Source organism: Pseudomonas sp. C27(2019) (assembly GCF_008807395.1).
Classification (GTDB): Bacteria; Pseudomonadota; Gammaproteobacteria; order Pseudomonadales; family Pseudomonadaceae; genus Denitrificimonas.
Genome location: NZ_CP043320.1, coordinates 2,247,978 through 2,270,361 on the forward strand (window position 1 = coordinate 2,247,978; position 22,384 = coordinate 2,270,361).

The following is a 22,384-nucleotide window of genomic DNA, read 5'->3' on the forward strand; positions in this document are numbered from 1 at the left end:
GGAGTCGCTCTAGATATGACGCACCTCAACGATCTCATACTCGATCAAGCCGCCAGGCGTTTGCACGACAACAACCTCACCCTCTTCTTTGCCAACTAAAGCACGAGCAATCGGTGAGGTCACGGAGATTTTTCCGTGCTTCAAATCTGCCTCATCTTCGCCAACAATCTGATAGGTCACAGTTGCATCGGTATCCACATTAACAATATCAACGGTGGTCCCAAAAAACACTTTACCTGTATAAGGAATGGTAGTGACATCAATAATCTGCGCAGCAGACAGGCGCCCTTCGATGTCACGAATACGCGCCTCACTCATGCCCTGCTGCTCACGAGCAGCATGGTATTCGGCATTTTCTTTTAAGTCACCCAACTCACGCGCTGTCGCAATAGCAGCGGTGATTTGGGGACGCATTACCGTTTTAAGATGTTTTAATTCTTCCTCCAAGGCGCGAGCACCTTGGGTGGTCATTGGAAATTTAGTCACGCATGAATTCCTGAATGCAAATCCTGCAAACGACGCACGGTCTTTTCTGGACCGAATTTAAGCGCCTCGCAAACAGCCTGCCCACCAGCCAAAGTTGTGGTGAAATAGACTTTGCGTTGCAGAGCGTTTCGACGAATCGAGTAGGAGTCAGCAATAGACTGACGTCCCTCGGTAGTATTAATGACTAAGGTCACTTCATCATTCTTGATCATATCAACAATGTGCGGGCGGCCTTCAGTCACTTTATTCACACGGCGCACGGTCAAACCGGCAGCCTCAATAATTTTTGCAGTCCCTACGGTAGCAACGACAGAGAAACCTAGACCAATCAAGTCACGCGCAAGATCAGCAGCGAAAGGCTTATCCTCTTCACGCACACTGATAAAAGCACAACCGCTGGTCGGTAAAACCTCACCAGCACCCATCTGCGCTTTTGCAAAGGCTTCAGCAAAGCTGTCACCGACACCCATCACCTCGCCCGTCGATTTCATCTCCGGACCAAGGATCGTATCAACACCAGGGAATTTAGCAAATGGGAAGACGGCTTCCTTAACACTAAAGAACGGTGGAATGATCTCTTTAGTAAAGTTCAGCTCGGTTAATGTTTTACCGGCCATAACTCGCGCAGCCACTTTCGCCAAGGACTCACCAATGCACTTCGAAACAAAAGGCACGGTACGTGATGCACGCGGATTGACTTCAATCACGTAAATATCTTCGCCTTGCACGGCCATTTGCACGTTCATTAAGCCAAGCACACCAAGCTCGAGCGCCATACGGCGAACTTGATCACGAATTTGATCTTGAATGTGCGCAGGCAATGAGTACGGTGGCAATGAGCATGCCGAGTCACCTGAGTGCACTCCAGCTTGTTCAATATGCTGCATGATCGCACCAATCACCACAATTTCACCGTCACAGACCGCATCAACATCCACTTCAATCGCGCTATTAAGGAAGTGATCCAGCAGCACCGGGCTATCATTGGAGACGTGCACCGCTTCACGCATATAGCGCTTAAGTTCTTCTTCGTCGTAGACGATTTCCATTGCACGGCCGCCCAGTACATAAGACGGACGCACCACCAATGGATAGCCAATTTGTTTCGATGCACTGATCGCTTCTTCTTCACTGCGCGCCGTCGCATTTTGCGGCTGACGCAAGTTCAAGCGCTCAACCATTTGCTGGAAACGCTCACGGTCTTCGGCGCGGTCAATCGCATCTGGGCTGGTACCGATAATCGGCACACCTGCCGCCTCCAGCTCTCGGCAAATTTTCAACGGCGTTTGCCCACCGTACTGGACAATCACACCGATTGGTTTTTCCACACGGACGATTTCCAACACATCCTCTACGGTCACCGGCTCAAAGTACAGGCGATCAGAGGTATCGTAGTCGGTTGATACCGTTTCAGGGTTGCAGTTGACCATAATGGTTTCATAGCCGTCTTCACGCATCGCCAACGCTGCGTGTACACAGCAATAGTCAAACTCAATACCCTGACCAATACGGTTAGGACCACCACCCAAAATCATAATTTTTTCGCGCGCGCTTGGCTTTGCCTCACACTCTTCTTCGTAAGTGGAATACATGTACGCAGTATCGGTAGCAAACTCACCGGCACAGGTATCAACACGCTTATACACAGGGAAAATATTTAATTGCTGGCGGCGGTTACGCAAACTTTTCTCAGAAACACCAAGCAAGGATGCCAAGCGCGCATCACTGAAACCTTTACGCTTGAGCTTAAACATTTGCGCGGCATCAATTTCTGCTAAACCAACAGCTTTTAAACGCTCAGCCTCCAGCACCAAGTCTTCCATCTGCACAAGGAACCAGTGGTCAATTTTGGTCAGTTCATAAATCTCATCGCGGGTCATACCAAAGCGCATCGCATCGGCAACATACCAAATACGATCAGCACCCGGCACTGTCAGCTCACGGCGTAAGATGCTCGCTGCTTCTGGGTTTTTCAGGTCAAGAATTGGATCTAAACCATTGACACCCACCTCAAGCCCACGCAATGCTTTTTGCAGTGATTCTTGGAAGGTGCGTCCAATCGCCATCACCTCACCAACAGACTTCATCTGCGTGGTTAAACGTGCATCAGCTTTGGGAAACTTCTCAAAGGTAAAGCGTGGGATTTTAGTCACAACATAGTCAATTGACGGCTCAAAGGATGCTGGCGTGCGACCGCCTGTAATATCGTTTTGAAGCTCATCAAGGGTATAACCCACCGCCAATTTTGCTGCAATTTTCGCAATCGGGAACCCAGTGGCTTTAGATGCCAGTGCTGATGAGCGTGACACCCGAGGGTTCATCTCAATCACCACCATGCGGCCGTCTTTTGGATCAATACCGAACTGCACGTTGGAGCCACCGCACTCAACGCCAATCTCGCGCATCACCGCCAAAGAAGCATCACGCATGATTTGGTATTCTTTGTCGGTCAATGTTTGTGCAGGCGCCACGGTAATTGAGTCACCAGTATGCACACCCATTGGGTCGAAATTTTCAATTGAGCAGACAATAATGCAGTTGTCATTTTTGTCACGCACCACTTCCATTTCGAACTCTTTCCAACCGATCAAAGACTCATCGATCAGAAGCTCTTTGGTCGGCGATAAATCAAGACCGCGCGCACAGATTTCTTCAAATTCTTCACGGTTGTAGGCAATACCGCCGCCGGTGCCGCCCATCGTAAAGCTCGGACGAATGATGCATGGAAAACCCACTTCGCTTTGCACTTTATAGGCTTCTTCCATGCTGTGAGCGATACCGGAGCGCGGACAGGCTAAATTAATCGCACGCATGGCTTGATCAAAACGTGAGCGATCCTCAGCTTTGTCGATGGTATCAGCGTTGGCACCAATCATTTCTACGCCAAACTTTTCCAACACCCCCTCACGCTCTAAATCCAAAGCGCAATTGAGTGCAGTTTGACCACCCATAGTGGGCAACAAGGCGTCTGGACGCTCTTTTTCAATGATTTTTGCCACTGTCTGCCATTTGATCGGCTCGATATAGGTGGCGTCAGCCATCGCTGGATCAGTCATGATCGTGGCTGGGTTGGAGTTTACCAAAATGACTCGGTAACCCTCTTCGCGCAATGCCTTACACGCCTGCGCGCCAGAGTAGTCAAATTCACACGCTTGGCCAATAACAATTGGGCCGGCGCCGATGATCAGGATGCTTTTAATGTCTGTGCGTTTTGGCATGGGATTCTCGTAATATTAGGACAGGGTTGCGGTGGCCAGCTTCACGCCAAAGCCGACGAACATGGCGCCTACTCCGCTTAGTGCGCCGGTCGCCAAACGTTTCCGCTGACGAAACCAGCGCGCTAAACGAGCGCCGCTAAAGATCAATAGACTCAGATAAATTCCGCTAATGAGCTGCAGAATCAATCCAAGGACTAAAAACGATAAACCAGGATAGGCGTAGCCTGGGTCAACAAATTGAATAAAGAATGAGACAAAGAACAAGATCGCTTTAGGGTTAGAGATACTCAGCAAAAACGCTTTGCGCATTGGCTGCGCAGCGGGTTTGTGCTGTTGCATGTCTTCGCCGACCTGTGGTGAGCTGCGCATTGAGCGCCATGCCGATCTCAGCATAGTAGCGCCCAACCAGCACAAATAAGCAGCGCCGAGGTACTTTAGCGCGATAAAAAACATCGGCTCAGTACGCAGTAGTGAAGCAATGCCAATCGCTGTTAACAGCATCAGCACCGTATCACCTAAGAACACACCACAAGCAGCTCGATAACCTGAAGCAATACCACGCTGGGCGGCTGTAGCCAGTACAAACAAAGAGTTTGGTCCCGGCAACAACACGATAAACACTGTACCTAGAACATAGCTCCAAAGATCAGTGATTCCCAAGCTTGGCAACATCACCAGCAATCCTTAGCGACGGGCCATCATGCTGGCAACAAAACGATCAAACAAAGAGCTGACATCGTTCGGGCCTGGGCTTGCTTCTGGGTGGCCTTGAAAACCAAAGGCTTGTTTATCAGTGCGCTCAATACCTTGCAAAGTCTGATCAAACAATGATTCATGCGTTGCTTTTAAGTGATCGGGCAGGCTGGTCTTATCCACGGCAAAACCATGATTTTGACTGGTAATCATCACCTTGCCCGTTTTCAGGTCCTGCACAGGATGGTTCGCACCGTGATGACCATTAATCATTTTCATGGTACGCGCGCCAGATGCCAAAGCGAGCAATTGGTGACCCAAGCAGATACCGAATACGGGAATATCTGTTGCCAAGATTTCTTTGATTGCTGCAACTGCATAATCGCAAGGTTCTGGATCTCCAGGGCCATTGGACAAGAAGACACCGTCCGGATTCAACGCTAATACTTCGCTTGCCGGCGTTTGCGCTGGCACAACAGTCAATCGACAGCCGCGCGCAACCAGCACACGTAAAATATTGCGCTTTACTCCGTAATCGTAAACAACCACATGGTGTGGCAACTGGCCTTCTTGAATCTCTGGATGGCTGTCAGTGATTAACTGCCATGGCGCAGAACGCCACTCGTAGATTTTATCGGTGGATACTTCTTGAGCTAGATCAAGGCCTTGCAAACCAGCAAAACCGCGTGCCAACTCCAGCGCACGCTCTTCAGTGGCATCCTCACCCGCTAAAATACAACCGCTCTGTGCGCCATTATCACGCAAGATGCGGGTCAAACGACGGGTATCAATCCCAGCAATGGCAACGATTTTGTTATCTATCAAGTACTCGCCTAATGGCTTCTTATCGCGCCAGCTACTCGACAGCAAAGGTAAATCACGAATAATCAAACCTGCCGCCCAAGCACGACTTGACTCTGCGTCTTCAGGTGTGGTGCCGGTATTACCAATATGCGGATAGGTTAAGGCAACCAACTGGCGCGCATAGGATGGGTCTGTAAGAATTTCCTGATAGCCGGTCATGGCAGTGTTAAAGACCACCTCACCAACGGTTTCACCGTCAATTCCAATGGCTTCGCCGCGAAAAATGCTGCCGTCAGCAAGGGCGAGTATGGCTGGCTTAGTCAAGAAGACCTCCCGTAATTAAGTCTGTTATATGCACGCTTTATTCGCAAAAAAGCGGAATGACGTGTATTGACATCATTCCGCTTTTAAGTCATTCATCTGGGCGCACTTCTAGTGGATACACTAAAAATAGATTGTACTGGTTTTTTTCAAAAACCGGAAGCAAACAAAACGATCAATGCAAGCCCAACACATCTTGCATATCGTACAAACCAGCAGACTTATCTTCGAGCCACTGTACTGAACGCACCGCACCCTTAGCAAAGGTCATACGACTGGAGGCTTTATGAGTGATTTCTACCCGCTCACCCTCTGCAGCAAACAACACAGTATGGTCGCCCACTACATCGCCGGCACGCACCGTCGCAAAACCAATGGTTTCACGCTCACGCGCACCGGTCTGCCCTTCGCGGCCATAAACTGCGACATCAGCCAAGTTACGCCCTAACGCCGAGGCCACCACTTCGCCCATGCGCAGTGCTGTGCCAGACGGGGCATCAACTTTATGGCGATGATGCGCTTCGATAATTTCAATATCAGCATCTTCACCTAATACTCGTGCAGCAGTATCTAACAGCTTTAAACACAGATTAACGCCAACGCTGAAGTTCGCGGCAAAAACAATAGCAATATCTTGCCCAGCATCCTGCAACTGCTGACGCTCAGCTTCGGTGAAACCTGTGGTGCCAATCACCATCGCTTTGCCTGCCTGACGACAGATATTTAGATTATTTAAAGTCACACTCGGATGAGTGAAATCAATCAACACATCAAACTGATCAAGCACGCTGGTTAAGTCACCCACCAAACTGACACCAATGCGCCCCACACCTGCTAACTCACCAACATCAGCACCTAGCAAACTGCTTTCTGGGCGATCAACCGCCGCCGTAAGTTGCAAGGCAGGCACCATACGCACTGCTTCGATTAATGTTTTACCCATGCGCCCTGCGGCACCAACCACTGCAACTCGAAGCATCGATATTCTTCCCAGTTAATTAAAGTGAACAACTGCGCGCCCAACACAGAGCGCAGCAGTCAATAATCAAAGATCACCGAAAAAACGCTTTACACCTTCAAACCAGCTACTTTTTTTTGGCGAATGTGAATCATCACCTTGCAGGGTTTCACGGAACTCTTCAAGCAGTTCGCGTTGACGCTTATTTAGCTTAACAGGTGTTTCCACAGCCACACGACACATTAAGTCACCGACACCGCCACCACGCACTGGGGTAACACCTTTACCGCGCAAACGAAAGAGTCTGCTGGTTTGTGTTCCTTCAGGGATTTTAAGCTTAACCCGACCATTCAAAGTAGGAACTTCCAGTTCACCACCTAAGGCAGCATCGGCGAAACTGATTGGCACTTCACAATACAAATCACGTCCATCACGTTGAAAAATTGCATGTGGACGCACATTTACCACAACATACAAGTCGCCCGCAGGGCCACCTAAGCCACCGGCCTCACCTTCACCTGCTAAGCGAATACGGTCACCGGTATCAACACCTGCCGGCACTTTAACAGACAGCGTTTTTTCTTCTTCAACACGGCCCTGACCACGGCAGTCGCCACACGGATCAGTGACCATTTTGCCAGCGCCATGACAACGTGGGCAGGTTTGCTGCACAGCAAAGAAGCCCTGCTGCATACGCACCTGCCCCATACCATTACACGTTGTACATGTAACAGGGCTTGTGCCTTTTTTCGCACCCGAACCTTTACAGCTCTTACAGTCAGTCAAGGTTGGTACGCGTATATTAATTGTCGTCCCGCGTACAGCTTCTTCTAAGTCCAACTCCATGTTGTAACGCAAGTCACTGCCGCGCTGCGGACCAGTACGACCGCCACCGCCAAAGAAGTCACTAAACACATCACCAAAGACATCAGAGAAGTTGCCACCACCAAAGCCGCCCCCACCCATCTGCGGATCAACACCAGCATGACCATGACGATCATAGGCTGCACGCTTATCGGGATCAGACAACACCTCGTAGGCTTCATTGGCTTCTTTAAATTTTTCTTCTGCGTCTTTATCATCCGGATTACGGTCCGGGTGAAATTTCATGGCCAGGCGGCGATACGCTTTCTTTAGCTCTGCTTCGCTCGCGCCACGCTCTGCGCCCAGCACTTCATAATAGTCACGCTTTGCCATAACTCTTTTAACTCCGGATTTGTTACTCGCCAGACACACCAACGCGGGATCGAGTCCCGCGTGGTGAATCATTACTGCACGTGCTTAAAGCAATCGCCAGGGCTTAGATTTATAGGATTACTTGTTGTCAGTATCCTTAACCTCTTCAAACTCAGCATCAACCACATCATCAGCGCCGTCAGCTTGCCCTGCATCAGCAGACGCATCCGCTTGTTGCGCTTGCTCTGCGTACATTTTTTCTGAAAGAGGCGCACTTGCTTGTGACAGCGCTGCAACTTTGGCATCAATCGCATCTTTATCGTCGCCTTTAATGGCTTCTTCAAGCTCGACCAAAGCCGCTTCAATGGCAGTTTTGTCTTCTTCAGTGGCCTTATCGCCCGCTTCGGTAATCATTTTGCGGGTTGCGTGCACCAACTGGTCGCCCTGGTTACGCGCAGTGACCAACTCTTCAAACTTGCGGTCTTCTTCGATATTGGCTTCGGCATCGCGCACCATTTGCTCAACTTCTTCATCACTTAAGCCTGAGTTAGCTTTAATAACGATCGACTGCTCTTTACCAGTGGCTTTATCTTTTGCCGAGACATTGAGAATGCCGTTGGCATCAATATCAAAGGTCACTTCAATTTGTGGTACACCACGTGGCGCTGGCGGAATATCTGCCAAGTCAAAACGACCCAGTGACTTGTTCGCTGTAGCTTGCTTACGCTCACCCTGCAACACATGAATAGTTACTGCATTTTGGTTGTCATCTGCAGTTGAGAACACCTGTGATTTCTTGGTAGGAATCGTGGTGTTCTTCTCAATCAATGCGGTCATAATGCCACCCATGGTTTCAATACCAAGAGTCAGCGGGCTCACGTCCAGCAACAGAACGTCTTTTACATCACCAGACAATACCGCACCCTGAATCGCAGCACCCATAGCTACGGCTTCATCAGGGTTTACATCGCGACGTGCTTCTTTTTTGAAGAAGTCGGCAACAGTTTTCTGCACCAGCGGCATACGTGTTTGACCACCAACTAAAATCACATCGTTGATTGCACCAACATCAATACCTGCGTCTTGCAAAGCCACACGGCATGGCTCAAGCGTGCGCTTAACCAAGTCACTCACCAAGCCTTCCAACTTAGCGCGAGTAATCACAATATTTAAGTGCTTAGGACCGCTTGCATCAGCGGTGATGTATGGCAAGTTCACATCTGTTTGCTGCGCTGAAGACAACTCAATTTTTGCTTTTTCAGCGGCTTCTTTTAGACGCTGCATTGCTAATGGATCATTTTTAAGATCAAAACCGCTGTCTTTCTTGAACTGATCAACTAAATCGTTGATTAAAAGATTATCGAAGTCTTCACCACCTAAGAAGGTATCACCATTGGTGGCTAATACTTCGAACTGGTGCTCACCATCAACTTCAGCAATTTCAATCACTGAAACGTCAAAGGTACCACCACCTAAGTCATACACAATAACCGTATGGTCGCCTTTGGCTTTATCCATACCGTAGGCCAACGCTGCTGCAGTCGGTTCGTTAATGATGCGCTTAACATCAAGACCAGCAATACGGCCCGCATCTTTAGTCGCCTGACGCTGACTGTCGTTAAAATATGCAGGTACAGTGACTACCGCTTCAGTCACTGGCTCACCGAGATAATCTTCGGCGGTCTTTTTCATTTTCATCAAAACTTCCGCAGAGATTTGCGGTGGTGCCATTTTTTCGCCTTTTACTTCAACCCAAGCATCGCCATTGTCTGCTTTGACAATCTTGTAAGGCACCATTTGAATGTCTTTTTGCACAACATCTTCATCAAAACGACGACCAATCAAACGCTTCACTGCATACAAAGTGTTATGCGGATTGGTGACCGACTGACGCTTAGCTGCTTGACCTACTAAGATTTCACCGTCATTGGTGTAGGCAATGATTGACGGTGTGGTACGACCACCTTCAGCGTTTTCAATAATCTTGGCTACACCATTCTCCATCACTGAAACACAGGAGTTGGTTGTACCCAAGTCAATACCAATAATTCTACCCATTTTAAATCTCCTAGTTCTGGCTCACTCGCAGCATCACGCTGGACTGAAAGCTTGTTTAATATCTTGTTAAATTAGATGGGGCCGTTATTAAAAACTTCAAGCCTGCTCATCAATTTTTACTGGCGGCTCGCTCGGCGCCTTGCTCACTACCACCATTGCTGGGCGCAGTAAGCGACCATTTATAGCGTAGCCACACTGGAATACTTTGAGCACGCTATTGGGCTCAGCATGGATACTTTCTTCCATCGCCATCGCTTGATGCTGCTCAGGGTTAAAGGGCTCGCCTTGCGGATCAAGACGCTCCACTTTGAAACGCTTAAGGGTATCTAAAAAGAGCTTATAGGTTAGCTCCATGCCTTCACGCATCGCGCGCATTTTTTCATCCGCAGGGTCAGACACCTCAAGACCTCGCTCAAGGCTATCAAGCACTGGCAGCAAGTCTGTGGCAAATTTTTCCAACGCAAATTTATGCGCTTTCTCTACATCTTGTTCCGCTCGACGTCGAATATTTTGCACTTCAGCAGCGGCACGCAATACATTTTCTTTAGCACCTGCCAATTCATCTTCTAACTGTTCAATGCGCTGCTCATCAGTAACGACTGAGTCATCCTCAGTGCTCTGTTCATCGATTTTTAAGTCAGACGCTTGCTCGTCCAAAGTGTGCTCATCAGTCATGCCACCCTCCTCAACAAAAATTTAGCAGACCTATCACCTGCGTTATGCCTGCTATATGGGGCTGACAACCTTAACTTCAAGGATTAAATGGCTAAATTATTTCTTTAGCCTGTCTTTTCGCTGCTGCAGCCTTCTATACAGCGGACAAATCTGATTTAGCAGCACAACCGACTATCGGTTTTATCTGTATCACAACAAAAAAACTATTCAGCTCTTGAAAACACTGTTTATTTCACTGTATAAATGAACAGCACAGACAGGAGTTGCAGCTATGTTAGTCCATATATCAGTTAAAAATTATGCCATCGTTGAGCACTTAGACCTCGAACTGCATGAAGGCATGAGTGTCATCAGCGGTGAAACCGGTGCCGGTAAATCTATTATGCTGGATGCTTTAAGCCTGACCCTTGGCGCACGCACCGACAGCAGCGTCGTTCGCCCCGGTGCCAAGCAAGCCGATATTCTCAGCAGTTTTGACATAACCCGCATACCTGAAGCGCAGCAATGGCTAAAAGATCGCGACCTTGATTATGAGCCACAGTGTATTTTACGCCGTGTGATTACTCGCGAAGGCCGTTCGCGTGCGTATATTAACGGCACACCTTGCCCGCTGGCCGACTTAAAAGCGCTAGGCGAGCTGTTAATTGATATCCACAGTCAGCACGAACACCAGTCTTTATTAAAAACCGACACACACCGACGTTTATTAGATGAGTTTGCCGGCTCAAGCGATCAGGCCCGCGCGGTGTATAGCCTGGCACAACGCTGGCGTCAGACTCAACAACAGTTGCAACAACTGAGCGCCAATGAAGACGAGCAACGCGCACGCAGGCAACTGCTGACCTATCAACTGGAAGAACTTGACACCCTAGCCGTTGAGGCCGGCGAAGTTGAGCGCCTAGAACACGAACATAAAGGCTTAAGCAACTCGGAAAGCCTGCTGGATAATTGCCGGCAAATCATTGACACCTGTAGCACCAATGAACACAGCAATATATTGAGCGTTTTAGGCGGCCTATTGCAGCGCGCGCAAAGCCTAAGCGCTACGCCTAACGCTTTTCAGCAAGCCACCGAGCTGCTGTCGAGTGCGCACATTCAAATAGAAGAGGCAGTCAGCGAATTCAATCATTTTATTGATCACTTCGACGCTGACCCGCAGCGTCAGCAATGGATCGAAGAGCGTTTGGATTCCATTTACACCTTGGCACGTAAGCATCGTATACAGCCTGAGCAATTACATGCATTGCAAGCCGAGCTCAGTGTCGAACTTGAAGCACTCGATGCAGACGATGCCAGCCTAGAGCACTTGCAGCAGGCCGCTGCTTTGTTGGTCAAGGAATACAGTGATAAAGCGCAAACACTAAGCAAGCGCCGTACTGCAGCTGCAAAAAAACTTGCCACGGCGGTGATCCAGCAGCTGCACATGCTGGGTATGCCTGACGGTCAGTTTAGCGTCGAATTACAAAGCGTAGAAAACAGCACACTCTCTGTGCATGGCTTAGAAAATATTGAGTTTTTAGTTAGCGCCAACCCAGGCCAACCGCTGCGCAGCTTAGCTAAAGTCGCATCTGGCGGCGAGCTGTCACGCATTAGCTTAGCTATCCAAGTGATTACCGCGCAAACCTCACGCGTACCAACCTTGGTATTTGATGAAGTTGATGTTGGTATTGGCGGCCCTACTGCTGAAATTGTTGGCCAATTATTGCGCCAGCTAGGTGAAAACGGGCAAGTACTCACAGTGACTCACCTCGCACAAGTTGCTGCGCAAGGCCATCAACACTTGTTCGCACACAAAGAGCGCAAGCAAAAATCCACCAATACGCTGGTCAAGCTACTCTCTCATGAGGAACGTGTAGCAGAGGTCGCACGCATGCTGGGCGGTATCGATATGACAGATGAGTCTCTGCTGCATGCACGCAAAATTCTTGATAAAGCACAGCCGTTAGTTAGCGCTCAGCGTGCTTAAGGCTTATTTTTTATCTTTCTTTGCGAGACTGATTTCAGGGTTTTGCCAATCTCCGGAAATATGATAGGTGACACTGGCAAAGCGCGCCAGACGGTCACCTATCAGGCGATCCACCACAAATAAGGCACCACCGATAGCTGGCGCACCCACAGCAATCGCAGCAAGAGGAAGGTTGGTGCTCAACGGCAAAGCAACCTGCATCTTGGCGTTGATTTTTTCATTGACAAGATCAAGCTGCCCTTCAAGCTCAATATCACTGGATGGCCCACTAAGACTTAGCGTGCCGTCCGTGCGATACACGCCATTAAGCACCTGTAAACGACCTTTAATTCGATCATAAGCCAGACCTTTTCCAATCAAGTCAGAGAAGTCCAGACGCAAACGCCGACCAATTGACTCAAAGTTCAGCAGACCAAAAACCCGCAAGGCCTGTGCGCCACCATCCACGGTAACCAGCTGCCCCTTGCGAAAATTAATATCCAAGTCACCGCTTAACTTGCCTAGACTCAGCGCCATTGGTGAGCCTGGCCAGCGCATATTTACATCAGATCGAAAAGTTTCGCTGGTCACTGTGGGCGCAAAGCCCCAAGCCAATAAAACATCGCTAAGGTTATCGCCGCTAAGTCGCCCAGTATACCAACTGTTGACTTGACCATTACTGCGCTGCCAGCCAGCCTGTCCGTTGACATGCAAGCCTTTAAGCGAAAGCTGCAACTTATCAAACAGCACGCCCTGCGCTTGCGGTCGTGTATTAAATGACCAAGCACCCAAGTGATTTGCACCTTGATAAAGCGCATCAACTTGCACGTCCAATGCTGGGATACTGCGCATATCAAAATCTGCTAAAGCATCCTTTTCGACCACCGAGTGCACCACTGCGGTGGGTAAATATAGGTGCGTAAAGCGCACAGCAAGTGGGGCTTTATCACCGCGCTCGACAATTTCACCTTTAAGCTGCTGGCTATCCAACAGCAGTTGCCAGCCATCTTTTTGCGGCTGTAAGTGCGCGGTTAAATTATCGGCTTGCAAACCAAAAGCATTAAAGCGACGAATGTCTAGCTTGGCACTGTTAAGCAACTGTCGGCTATTTTCCTCAGGCAGGCTATAGCGCTGCAGCAGCGCCTGCCAATCAGCAAGATCAAGCTGATCTAAACGACCGCGTATTTGTAGGCCTGCTTGTGTGGGCAGCCGTGCTAAGCCCCCACCAACACGCAACTGCGCGCGTCCGGAAAGAATATCGTCGGGCGTTGCCGCTAAGCTCAAACTTAATTGATCCGCATAATCAAACCAGTAACGGCGCTCAGTCCCTGCTAGGGTCATACGCCAATCAGCATAACTTTGTTGTCCTGCTGTTTTGCCAAAAGGTGCCGGCAAGTCGACGCTGACTCCTTGCAAGTTTGAATCAATACGTAACTGACTGTCTTCCCCTTCCAGCAGCAGGCGTAAACGATAGGGCAAGCTCCCAGATACCGGCAGCGGTTGCGTGATTGCTGCCCACTGCGTTAACTGTTCGATAGGCATCAGGCCTTTCACATCAATATGTGTTCGTAACTGCTGGCCATCACCCTCGGCATCAATGCGCCCTGAAAAAGACTGGCCTAAAAACTCACCTGTTACCCGCTCTGCGCTTAAACCTATCTGACTATCAAACTTAAATAGCCCGCTTAACTGGCGCAATTGCACATTGATGTCGGGCATGCCTAACTCAACCTGCTGCGCATCAATATCCAGCTTAATATGCACTGGCTGCTGCGCTGCTAACGGCACGGTCAAATCTAAACCAATGGGTAAAGCGCCTTTACCTTGCCACTGCGCAAACTCAAGCGCACCTTGCGCTATTGGCGTTTTTTGTAAAAAATATAAGCCATCCGCTACGCTGCTTTGTAACTCGGCATGCAACTGCAGCACAGGCACTTGACCTGGCGGACCATACACAACTTCAGCATAAGCAGTTGTCACTGGCGAGTCTAAAATCTGTCCTTGCTCAACATAAATGCGCACGCCGCTGTCTTCAATCAATACCTGTGCCACAGCATCCTTAAGCGCTGGCCATCCAGGCTGGTACTCAAGCTGGGCTTCTCTGACCGCAAAATACAGACTGATTGAACGTGATTCAGGCGCAGCGCCTTTATTTAATGAACCTTGATATTGGAAATAGCCTTGCTCTACATGCCCTGCTTGAATCGCAGTATTAAGCCAATGCTCCAACGCATCACTGAAACCCGGTACACGCGAGGGTAGATATTTGCCAGTAAAGCGTGCATCACCGTCACGCAAGCCCACACGCAGATCCATATAATCTTCTTCTGCTGGGTCTTTGAGTAAACGAATTAAAAAATCTCCGCCTATCTCGCCTTCCTCACCCTGTACCTGTAAATAAGGGCTTTCTAGGGTAAAACCCTGTTCATCAAACTGCCATAGCAATCGCGCATGCGCACGCTGGTACTGCCAAGGTTCGGCAAACAGATTGGCCAAGTGCAGACTAAAGCCAGTCTCACTGGCTAAACGCAGCTCGCCCTGCAGCAAATCACCCGAGATGCGGCCACTGATACCACTGGAGGCTGGCACATCGCGCCACGCCGAGAACTCAACATTGTTAAGATTACTGTCAAAGGTTAAGCGCTGCGCCAGTTCAGCTTCTGGTCGCCATTGCAGCTGTACGTTGTTAAGAGTACCGCTGGGCTGCATCGTATTTAAAACATCGGCGCCCACCTCAGGCAATTGCCAAACTCGCTCCAACACATAATGCACATCGGTCAATTCAAGCTGCTCTAGTGACAGCTGCCATAACGGCGTCTTTTCATGCTCATAGGCTAGCGACATGCGCCAATCTCGAGTAGGCAAGTCATTGATCTGTAACTTAAAGCTTTCAAACCATGCGCTTTGCAGCTGCGCGCTGTTCTGATAAAAAGCCAATGCCTGCTGGCTGCGTAAATGCAAGGGCTCGGCATGAGCAGCACGCCCTTCAAGCTCAAAGTCATCAAGGCGCAATACAGCACTGTGCATCTGCCCTTGTGCTGCACGCAACCACAAAGCACCAGCAACGCTAAGGGTCGTCACCTGGCTATCCTGTAATAAGGCCTTTGGCACCCAGCGGGCAAGGTTACTGCTGGGCGTTTTTAGATAAACGGCCAATGTACTTTGCCGCCAATCCTCGCTAATCAGCTGCCCTTGTGCGCTCAACTCTAAAACTTCGCCGTCAGGCAGGACCGCACGCAAGTCGAGGCGCTGTTGCTGCTCAGTACGACTCAAAGTAAAACCGGTGTAGCGCAACACTAATGGCTCGTTATCGTGCGCTTGAATAATGACACGGCTGTCTAAAACACTTAACTGGGCAACTTGTCGCAATCTAACCAGCCAGTCATTGAGCTGAAAAGCCGCTTGCTCAACATCATGCAGCTGTAAACCCTGTAGCGCCCAACGCCCTTGCTGATCTTGCTGCAGATGTATTTGCAAACCGGTCAAGGTCACATTTTTAAAACGCACTTCGCGCGCCAGCAGACTGCTCACCACATCCGGCTGAATATACAGTGAGTCGACTTGTACCGCATCGTCACCCTCACCAAGCGTCACATAGCGCGCCTCTAACAGTGGCGAAAATCCACGCCAGCGACCTGTTAACTGCTCAACCTTCACCGTTTGCTGTAAGCGTAGCTGTAACTGCTGCTCAATTTCTTCGCGATATTCTGCCATCAGCGGCATAAACTGACGCCCTATGCTGACATACAATGCGCCGACAATAAGCATGCCAGCCAGCAGCCATAAGCCCAAGCGTAGCAGCCCATAAAGCACACGAATCGCAATGCTCATAGTGGCACCCTAATCACACAACAGCTTAGAGCAGAACAACATCATACTGCTCTTGGGAGTACATGCTCTCCACCTGGAAACGAATCGGATGACCAATAAAGGTTTCTAAATCAGCAACATTTGCTGATTCCTCATCCAACAAACGATCCACTACGCTCTGGCTGGCCAAAACCATATAGCCATCCGCTTGAAATGCACGCGCTTCACGGAGAATCTCACGAAATATTTCATAGCAAATGCTTTCTGCGGTACGCAACTGGCCGCGCCCTTGGCAGGTTGAGCACGGCTCACACAACACCTGGGTTAAACTTTCCCGCGTACGCTTGCGGGTCATTTGCACTAAGCCAAGCTCAGTAATGCCAATGATGTTGGTTTTTGCATAATCACGTTCCAACTGTCGCTCTAGAGTACGCAATACTTGCCGACGGTGCTCTTCATCCTCCATATCGATGAAGTCAATGATGATAATGCCGCCAACATTGCGCAAGCGCAGTTGCCGAGCAATCGTCAGGGCCGCCTCAAGATTGGTTTTAAATACGGTCTCTTCAAGATTGCGATGACCGACAAAGGCACCGGTATTGACATCAATGGTGGTCATGGCCTCAGTCGGATCAATGACTAAGTGGCCACCAGACTTAAGCGGCACTTTACGCTCTAACGCTTTTTGGATTTCATCTTCAATGTTGTATAGATCAAAAATGGGACGCTCACCTGGATAATGCTCTACTCGATCAGCAATTTCAGGCATCAACTCACCAACAAACTGCAAGGCTTTTTGTAAGGTTTCACGTGAGTCAATACGCACTTTTTCAGTGTGTTCAGCAGCCAAATCACGTAGTGTACGCAGCGGCAGCGAAAGCTCTTCGTAGATCACTGTGGGCGCACCGCAAATACTCATTTGCTCGCGCACCTGACTCCACAATCGGTGCAAATAGCGGATATCCAGCATAATGGCCGATATATCTGCACCTTCCGTGGCTGTTCGAATAATAAAACCACCTTTGTCTTCGAGCCCTTCACTGGCCAAGCATTCACTCACCGCTTGCTTTAAACGCTCACGCTCAGACTCTTCTTCAATTTTGAGCGATACACCAATGTGACTGCTACTGGGCATATAGACTAAGTAGCGCGATGGAATCGACAGGTTAGTTGTAAGTCGCGCACCCTTGCTGCCAATCGGGTCTTTGGTCACTTGCACGACCAGCGCTTGGCCCTCATGGACTAAACCACTGATGCTGTCACCAGTAACGCCTTCACGCCCAGTAATATCTGCTGCATGAATAAAAGCCGCACGCGACAAGCCAATATCAACAAAAGCAGCCTGCATGCCAGGCAATACACGCACTATTTTACCTTTATAGATATTGCCAACAATGCCTCGGCGCTGTGTCCGCTCAACATGGACTTCTTGTAAGACGCCATTTTCAACCACAGCAACGCGCGATTCCATTGGCGTTATATTTATTAAAATTTCTTCGCTCATGGTGTTCTCAGTCTAAGACATGATATGTACGACGCATTCAATACAGTGCGACACGGTACGAGCTGTGCGCAGTAAACACCCCATATACAGTGACTGAGGAGATTACATCGTTCTGATCAATACAGCTAACACAGCAGATAGGCCGCAGCGCTAACAAAAAAACATGCAAGGTATGGGAAAAATATTGCTCGCTGTAGCTTAACTAAAATTATGCTAACGCTTTACATTAATTAACAATAAGTAGAGCCAAGGCCAAAGCAAGCAACTGACCAGCACAGGCATGGCATAGTAATTGAGTTCTGGGTGCATACCCGACAAAGCACTCAGCCATAAAAGCACCAACTGAGCTAAGCCATAAATCACTAACAACGCAATAGATTGCTGCCACAGCGGAAAAAGCTTCAAGCGCTGCTGCAAAGTTAAAACCAAAAACACCACCAAGGTTAACGCCAGTGCATGCTGGCCAAATGGCGTGCCATATAAAACATCTTGCGCGATGCCTAAGCTCCAAGCGCTCAGCAAACCCATGTAATGCGGATAATTCAGCGCCCAAAAAGTCAATACCAGCGCCAGCCATAAAGGCCGCGCCATTTCCAAGTGCTCCGGCATTGGCACCACTGATAGCAATAGCGCAACCAGCAATGTAAACCACATAACCAGTGCTATCTTGCTTGCTGAGCGACCCATCTATTGCGCCTCCGCTGCGGTTGTTTCCGTCGCTTGGCGTAACTGCTTGGCATCTTCTAAGGCATTTTGCACTTCTTGATCCAAGGCTTGTGTTGAACCTTTGCTATCACTAAAGACTAAAAGCAAATAACGACTGCGATTTAAATTTGCCGCTGGCAGCGCCTGAATGCGCGTAAAAGGCTGGCCCGTACTGCGCTGCACTTCACTGACCACAGCAACTGGATACCCCACAGGAAAACGCTGCCCCATACCTGAGGTCACCAACAAATCACCTTCACGAATATCTGCGGTATCGGTCACGTAACGCAACTCAATCGACTCTAGATCACCGGTACCACTGGCAATTGCACGCAAACCATTGCGATTGACCTGCACTGGCAGGCTGTGATTGCTATCAGTAATCAACAACACTCTTGAAGTGTAGGGCATAACCTCAACGACTTGCCCCATTACGCCACGCGCATCAAGTACGGGCTGTCCTAAGACAACACCGCTGCTGCTGCCTTTATTAATCAGCACACGGTGCGTGTGCGGGTTGGGATCAATACCAATCAACTCAGCCACCAACACTCGATCATCAATCAAGGCCGATGAGTTCAACAGTTCACGCAGGCGTACATTCTGCTCAGTGAGTGTGGCAAGTTTTTGTAAGCGGCGCTGCATCAACAAGGTATCAGCACGCAATGCTTCGTTTTCAGCCAGCAAGTCAGTACGACTGCTAAACATTTGCGCAGTGTCTGACCACACACGCACCGGTAGATCACCTAACCAATACAGTGGTGTTAGCACCATGCCTAAGTTACTGCGCACAGGCTTAAGCACGTCAAGGCGCGCATCAACCAACATTAGGGCAACAGAAAAACAGCTCAGTATTAAAAACCGAGTGCTCAATAAGGTGCTTTTAGCAAATAAAGGCTTAATGGTGTGTCCCCAGCGACTTAAACATGCATGCAATTATCATCGCACACACATTTAAGCGAAACAAACGCCGTATCCAGCGACTCCGCGGGCGATAAGAAACCGGCTTACTCGGCAGACAGTAAGTCCATTGAGTTGCGATCCATCATTTCTAAGGCGCGGCCACCGCCCAAAGCGACACAGTTTTTCGGATTTTCAGCAACAATCACTGGCAAACCGGTTTCCTGTGACAACAATTTATCCATATCACGCAGCAATGCACCGCCGCCGGTTAACACTAAACCGCGCTCGGCAATATCAGAGGCCAACTCAGGTGGTGACTGCTCAAGTGCGCTCTTCACCGCTTGTACAATAGCAGCCAATGACTCCTGCAGGGCTTCTAACACCTCATCAGAATTTAGGGTAAAGCTACGCGGCACACCTTCTGCAAGGTTACGGCCACGCACATCAAACTCAAGTAACTCGCCGCCTGGGAAGGCGCAGCCAATTTCTTGCTTGATGCGCTCCGCCGTCGACTCACCAATCAAGCTGCCATAGTTGCGGCGCACATAGGTGATAATGGCTTCATCAAAACGATCACCACCAACACGCACAGACTCTGCATAAACCACGCCATTGAGTGAGATCAAAGCAATCTCAGTGGTACCACCACCGATATCGACAACCATCGAACCGCGCGCCTCATCAACCGGCAAACCCGCGCCAATCGCAGCGGCCATCGGTTCTTCAATGAGAAACACTTCGCGAGCGCCAGCGCCCAAGGCTGATTCACGAATCGCACGGCGTTCAACTTGGGTGGATTTGCACGGCACGCAAATTAAAACGCGCGGGCTAGGCTGTAAAAAACTGTTTTCGTGCACTTTATTGATGAAATACTGCAGCATTTTTTCGCACACACTAAAATCAGCAATCACACCGTCTTTCATGGGGCGAATGGCGCAAATATTTCCTGGGGTACGCCCAAGCATGCGCTTGGCATCAGTACCGACAGCGACCACACTTTTTTGGTTGCCGCGCGTGCGGATCGCCACAACCGACGGCTCATCTAAAACAATGCCGCGATCACGCACATAAATAAGGGTGTTGGCAGTTCCTAAATCAATGGATAAATCACTGGAAAACATGCCGCGTAATTTCTTTAACATGGGATGGATAGCCCTAGGCAACGCGCAATTGAAACGCTAATTAAAAATAATAGGAAACTCTAACAATCATCGTCCTTTTGAGCAAGGTACGCACTGTGATAGATTAGCACTTTCTAAACATGAATATGATTTTTACAGACTTATAGATACAACGATTGCTTAATTGTTCCATTTTGCCGGCTTTCTGAGTCGGCACACATTTTTTAACCTAGGAGTTCCTCACATGGCACTTGAACGCTGCGACGTGGAAAAACTCGCTCACTTGGCTCGACTGGGTCTTGATGACGCTCAAATAGATAGCAGCACCGCATCTTTAAACACCGTTCTCGACATGATCAATGCCATGCAAGCGGTCAACACCGATAACATTGCGCCGCTGGCTAATCCGCTGGAAGCCACCCAGCGTTTACGCCCTGACATCGTTACAGAAAGCAATCACCGTGATGACTACCAAGCCCTCGCTCCCGCTGTAGAAAACGGCTTATACCTGGTACCTAAAGTCATCGATTAAGGACTCATTTGTCATGCATCAACTTACCTTAGCCAATATTTCCAAAGCGCTGGCGGATAAACAGTTTTCCGCGCGCGAGCTGACCGCTCATTTACTGTCTCGCATTGAGCAACTTGACCCGCAACTCAACAGCTTTATCACTGTGAGCAAAGAGTCTGCATTACAGCGAGCTGACGCCGCTGACACATTACGCAGCAGCGGCAATACAGATCCACTGCTGGGCGTACCTCTGGCCCACAAAGATTTATTCTGTACCGAAGGTGTGCGCACCAGCTGCGCCTCTAAAATGCTGGATAACTTTATTGCGCCTTACACCGCCAGTGTTGTTGACAAGCTCGACCAAGCCGGCTGCATCAGCCTCGGCAAGCTCAATATGGATGAATTCGCCATGGGCTCATCTGGCGAAACCAGCTTTTATGGCGCCAGCAAAAACCCTTGGGATTTGACCCGTGTACCCGGTGGTTCATCCAGCGGTAGCGCGGTTGCCGTAGCAGCCCGCTTAGTGCCTGCCAGCACCGGCAGTGACAGCGGCGGCTCCATTCGTCAGCCAGCCGCATTCACTGGTTTAACCGGTATTAAGCCAACCTATGGCCGCATCTCACGCTGGGGCATGACCGCTTATGCCTCAAGCTTCGATCAAGCCGGCTTTTTAGCGCACACAGCAGAAGATTGCGCAATGCTGCTGCAAGCTACCGCAGGTTTTGATGAGCGCGACTCAACCAGCGCACAACAGCCTGTCGATGACTACGCAGCGGCCCTACCGCAATCTCTACAAGGTTTGCGTATCGGCTTACCCAAAGAGTATTTCGACAGCCGTCTCGATGCGCGTATCGGTGACGTGATCAACAGCGCCATTGAGCAGCTTAAGCAGCAAGGTGCCACTTTTGTGGATATCAGCCTGCCCAGCTTGCCGCACGCAGTACCGGCGTATTATGTGATTGCCTCAGCCGAAGCCTCCACCAACTTAGCGCGCTTTGATGGTGTACGCTTTGGTTACCGCTGTGACGCGCCAAAAGACCTTGAAGACCTTTATGTGCGCTCACGCAACGAAGCCTTCGGTGAAGAAGTTAAACGCCGGATTATGATGGGCACTTACTCACTCTCCACCGGCTATTACGATGCCTACTACTTAAAAGCACAAAAAATTCGCCGTTTAATTAAAGACGATTTTGTCAGCGCCTTTAAAGATGTCGACCTGATTTTAGGCCCGACCACGCCAAACCTACCTTGGCCGCTGGGTAGCAAGCTCAACGACCCTGTTGCTGCGTATTTGGAAGATATTTATACCGTACCGGCCAACCTCGCAGGCCTTCCAGGTCTATCCATGCCTGCAGGCATGATTGATGGTTTACCGGTCGGCGTACAGCTACTGGCACCTTATTTCCAAGAAGCACGTATGCTTCAGGTTGCACATCAATTTCAACAACACACTGATTGGCACGCTCGCACGCCAGCCGGATTCTGAGGACGACTCA

At 49.5% G+C, this 22,384-nt stretch carries 16 protein-coding genes; 3 read left to right on the plus strand and 13 right to left on the minus strand.

The window, feature by feature from the left end; all coding sequences use genetic code 11:
* Positions 1 to 9: 9 nt before the first annotated feature.
* The 8 genes from greA to grpE form a co-directional block, all read right to left on the minus strand.
* Positions 10 to 486: a transcription elongation factor GreA gene (gene greA, locus FXF61_RS10280; RefSeq protein WP_151185182.1), complete on the minus strand. Its 477-nt coding sequence runs from the start codon at positions 484 to 486 to the stop codon at positions 10 to 12.
* The gene (carB, locus tag FXF61_RS10285) at positions 483 to 3,704 is read right to left on the minus strand and encodes a carbamoyl-phosphate synthase large subunit (RefSeq protein WP_151185183.1); all 3,222 of its coding nucleotides are present in this window, start codon (positions 3,702 to 3,704) and stop codon (positions 483 to 485) included. Before carB ends, greA begins: the two co-directional genes overlap by 4 nt.
* A 15-nt stretch (positions 3,705 to 3,719) precedes the next feature.
* The gene (leuE, locus tag FXF61_RS10290; RefSeq protein ID WP_256663539.1) at positions 3,720 to 4,373 is read right to left on the minus strand and encodes a leucine efflux protein LeuE; all 654 of its coding nucleotides are present in this window, start codon (positions 4,371 to 4,373) and stop codon (positions 3,720 to 3,722) included.
* Positions 4,374 to 4,388: 15 nt separating this feature from the next.
* Complete coding sequence (gene carA, locus FXF61_RS10295; protein ID WP_151185185.1) at positions 4,389 to 5,525, minus strand: glutamine-hydrolyzing carbamoyl-phosphate synthase small subunit; 1,137 nt, start codon at positions 5,523 to 5,525, stop codon at positions 4,389 to 4,391.
* Positions 5,526 to 5,697: 172 nt separating this feature from the next.
* On the minus strand, positions 5,698 to 6,501 hold the full coding sequence (gene dapB, locus FXF61_RS10300; protein ID WP_151185186.1) for a 4-hydroxy-tetrahydrodipicolinate reductase: 804 nt from the start codon (positions 6,499 to 6,501) through the stop codon (positions 5,698 to 5,700).
* Positions 6,502 to 6,567: 66 nt separating this feature from the next.
* Entirely contained in the window at positions 6,568 to 7,677 is a 1,110-nt protein-coding gene (gene dnaJ, locus FXF61_RS10305; RefSeq protein ID WP_151185187.1) for a molecular chaperone DnaJ, read from the minus strand.
* 117 nt (positions 7,678 to 7,794) lie between these two features.
* A complete protein-coding gene (gene dnaK / locus FXF61_RS10310; protein WP_151185188.1) occupies positions 7,795 to 9,714 on the minus strand; it encodes a molecular chaperone DnaK in 1,920 nt (639 codons plus the stop codon).
* A 96-nt stretch (positions 9,715 to 9,810) separates the two neighbouring features.
* On the minus strand, positions 9,811 to 10,389 hold the full coding sequence (grpE, locus tag FXF61_RS10315; protein ID WP_151185189.1) for a nucleotide exchange factor GrpE: 579 nt from the start codon (positions 10,387 to 10,389) through the stop codon (positions 9,811 to 9,813).
* 271 nt (positions 10,390 to 10,660) lie between these two features.
* Here grpE and recN point away from each other — a divergent pair, with 271 nt between their 5' ends.
* Positions 10,661 to 12,355, plus strand: coding sequence for a DNA repair protein RecN (gene recN / locus FXF61_RS10320; protein WP_151185190.1), 1,695 nt, complete (start codon positions 10,661 to 10,663; stop codon positions 12,353 to 12,355).
* A gap of 3 nt (positions 12,356 to 12,358) precedes the next feature.
* Here the strand turns inward: recN and FXF61_RS10325 are convergent, their stop codons facing one another.
* The 5 genes from FXF61_RS10325 to FXF61_RS10345 form a co-directional block, all read right to left on the minus strand.
* Positions 12,359 to 16,165: a YhdP family protein gene (locus FXF61_RS10325; protein ID WP_151185191.1), complete on the minus strand. Its 3,807-nt coding sequence runs from the start codon at positions 16,163 to 16,165 to the stop codon at positions 12,359 to 12,361.
* 25 nt (positions 16,166 to 16,190) lie between these two features.
* Positions 16,191 to 17,648: a ribonuclease G gene (rng, locus tag FXF61_RS10330; protein WP_151185192.1), complete on the minus strand. Its 1,458-nt coding sequence runs from the start codon at positions 17,646 to 17,648 to the stop codon at positions 16,191 to 16,193.
* Between the two features lie 213 nt (positions 17,649 to 17,861).
* On the minus strand, positions 17,862 to 18,335 hold the full coding sequence (mreD, locus tag FXF61_RS10335) for a rod shape-determining protein MreD (RefSeq protein WP_151185193.1): 474 nt from the start codon (positions 18,333 to 18,335) through the stop codon (positions 17,862 to 17,864).
* Entirely contained in the window at positions 18,336 to 19,208 is an 873-nt protein-coding gene (gene mreC / locus FXF61_RS10340) for a rod shape-determining protein MreC (RefSeq protein ID WP_371921512.1), read from the minus strand.
* 152 nt (positions 19,209 to 19,360) lie between these two features.
* Positions 19,361 to 20,398 carry a rod shape-determining protein gene (locus FXF61_RS10345; protein WP_151185194.1) on the minus strand — a complete coding sequence of 346 codons (1,038 nt, stop codon included), beginning with the start codon at positions 20,396 to 20,398 and terminating at the stop codon, positions 19,361 to 19,363.
* Positions 20,399 to 20,621: 223 nt separating this feature from the next.
* On the opposite strand from FXF61_RS10345, the gene gatC reads away from it, so the two are divergent.
* Together gatC and gatA are read left to right on the plus strand one after the other, a co-directional pair.
* Complete coding sequence (gatC, locus tag FXF61_RS10350; RefSeq protein WP_151185195.1) at positions 20,622 to 20,909, plus strand: Asp-tRNA(Asn)/Glu-tRNA(Gln) amidotransferase subunit GatC; 288 nt, start codon at positions 20,622 to 20,624, stop codon at positions 20,907 to 20,909.
* A gap of 13 nt (positions 20,910 to 20,922) precedes the next feature.
* Positions 20,923 to 22,374 carry an Asp-tRNA(Asn)/Glu-tRNA(Gln) amidotransferase subunit GatA gene (gene gatA / locus FXF61_RS10355; protein WP_151185196.1) on the plus strand — a complete coding sequence of 484 codons (1,452 nt, stop codon included), beginning with the start codon at positions 20,923 to 20,925 and terminating at the stop codon, positions 22,372 to 22,374.
* Positions 22,375 to 22,384 lie beyond the last annotated feature (10 nt).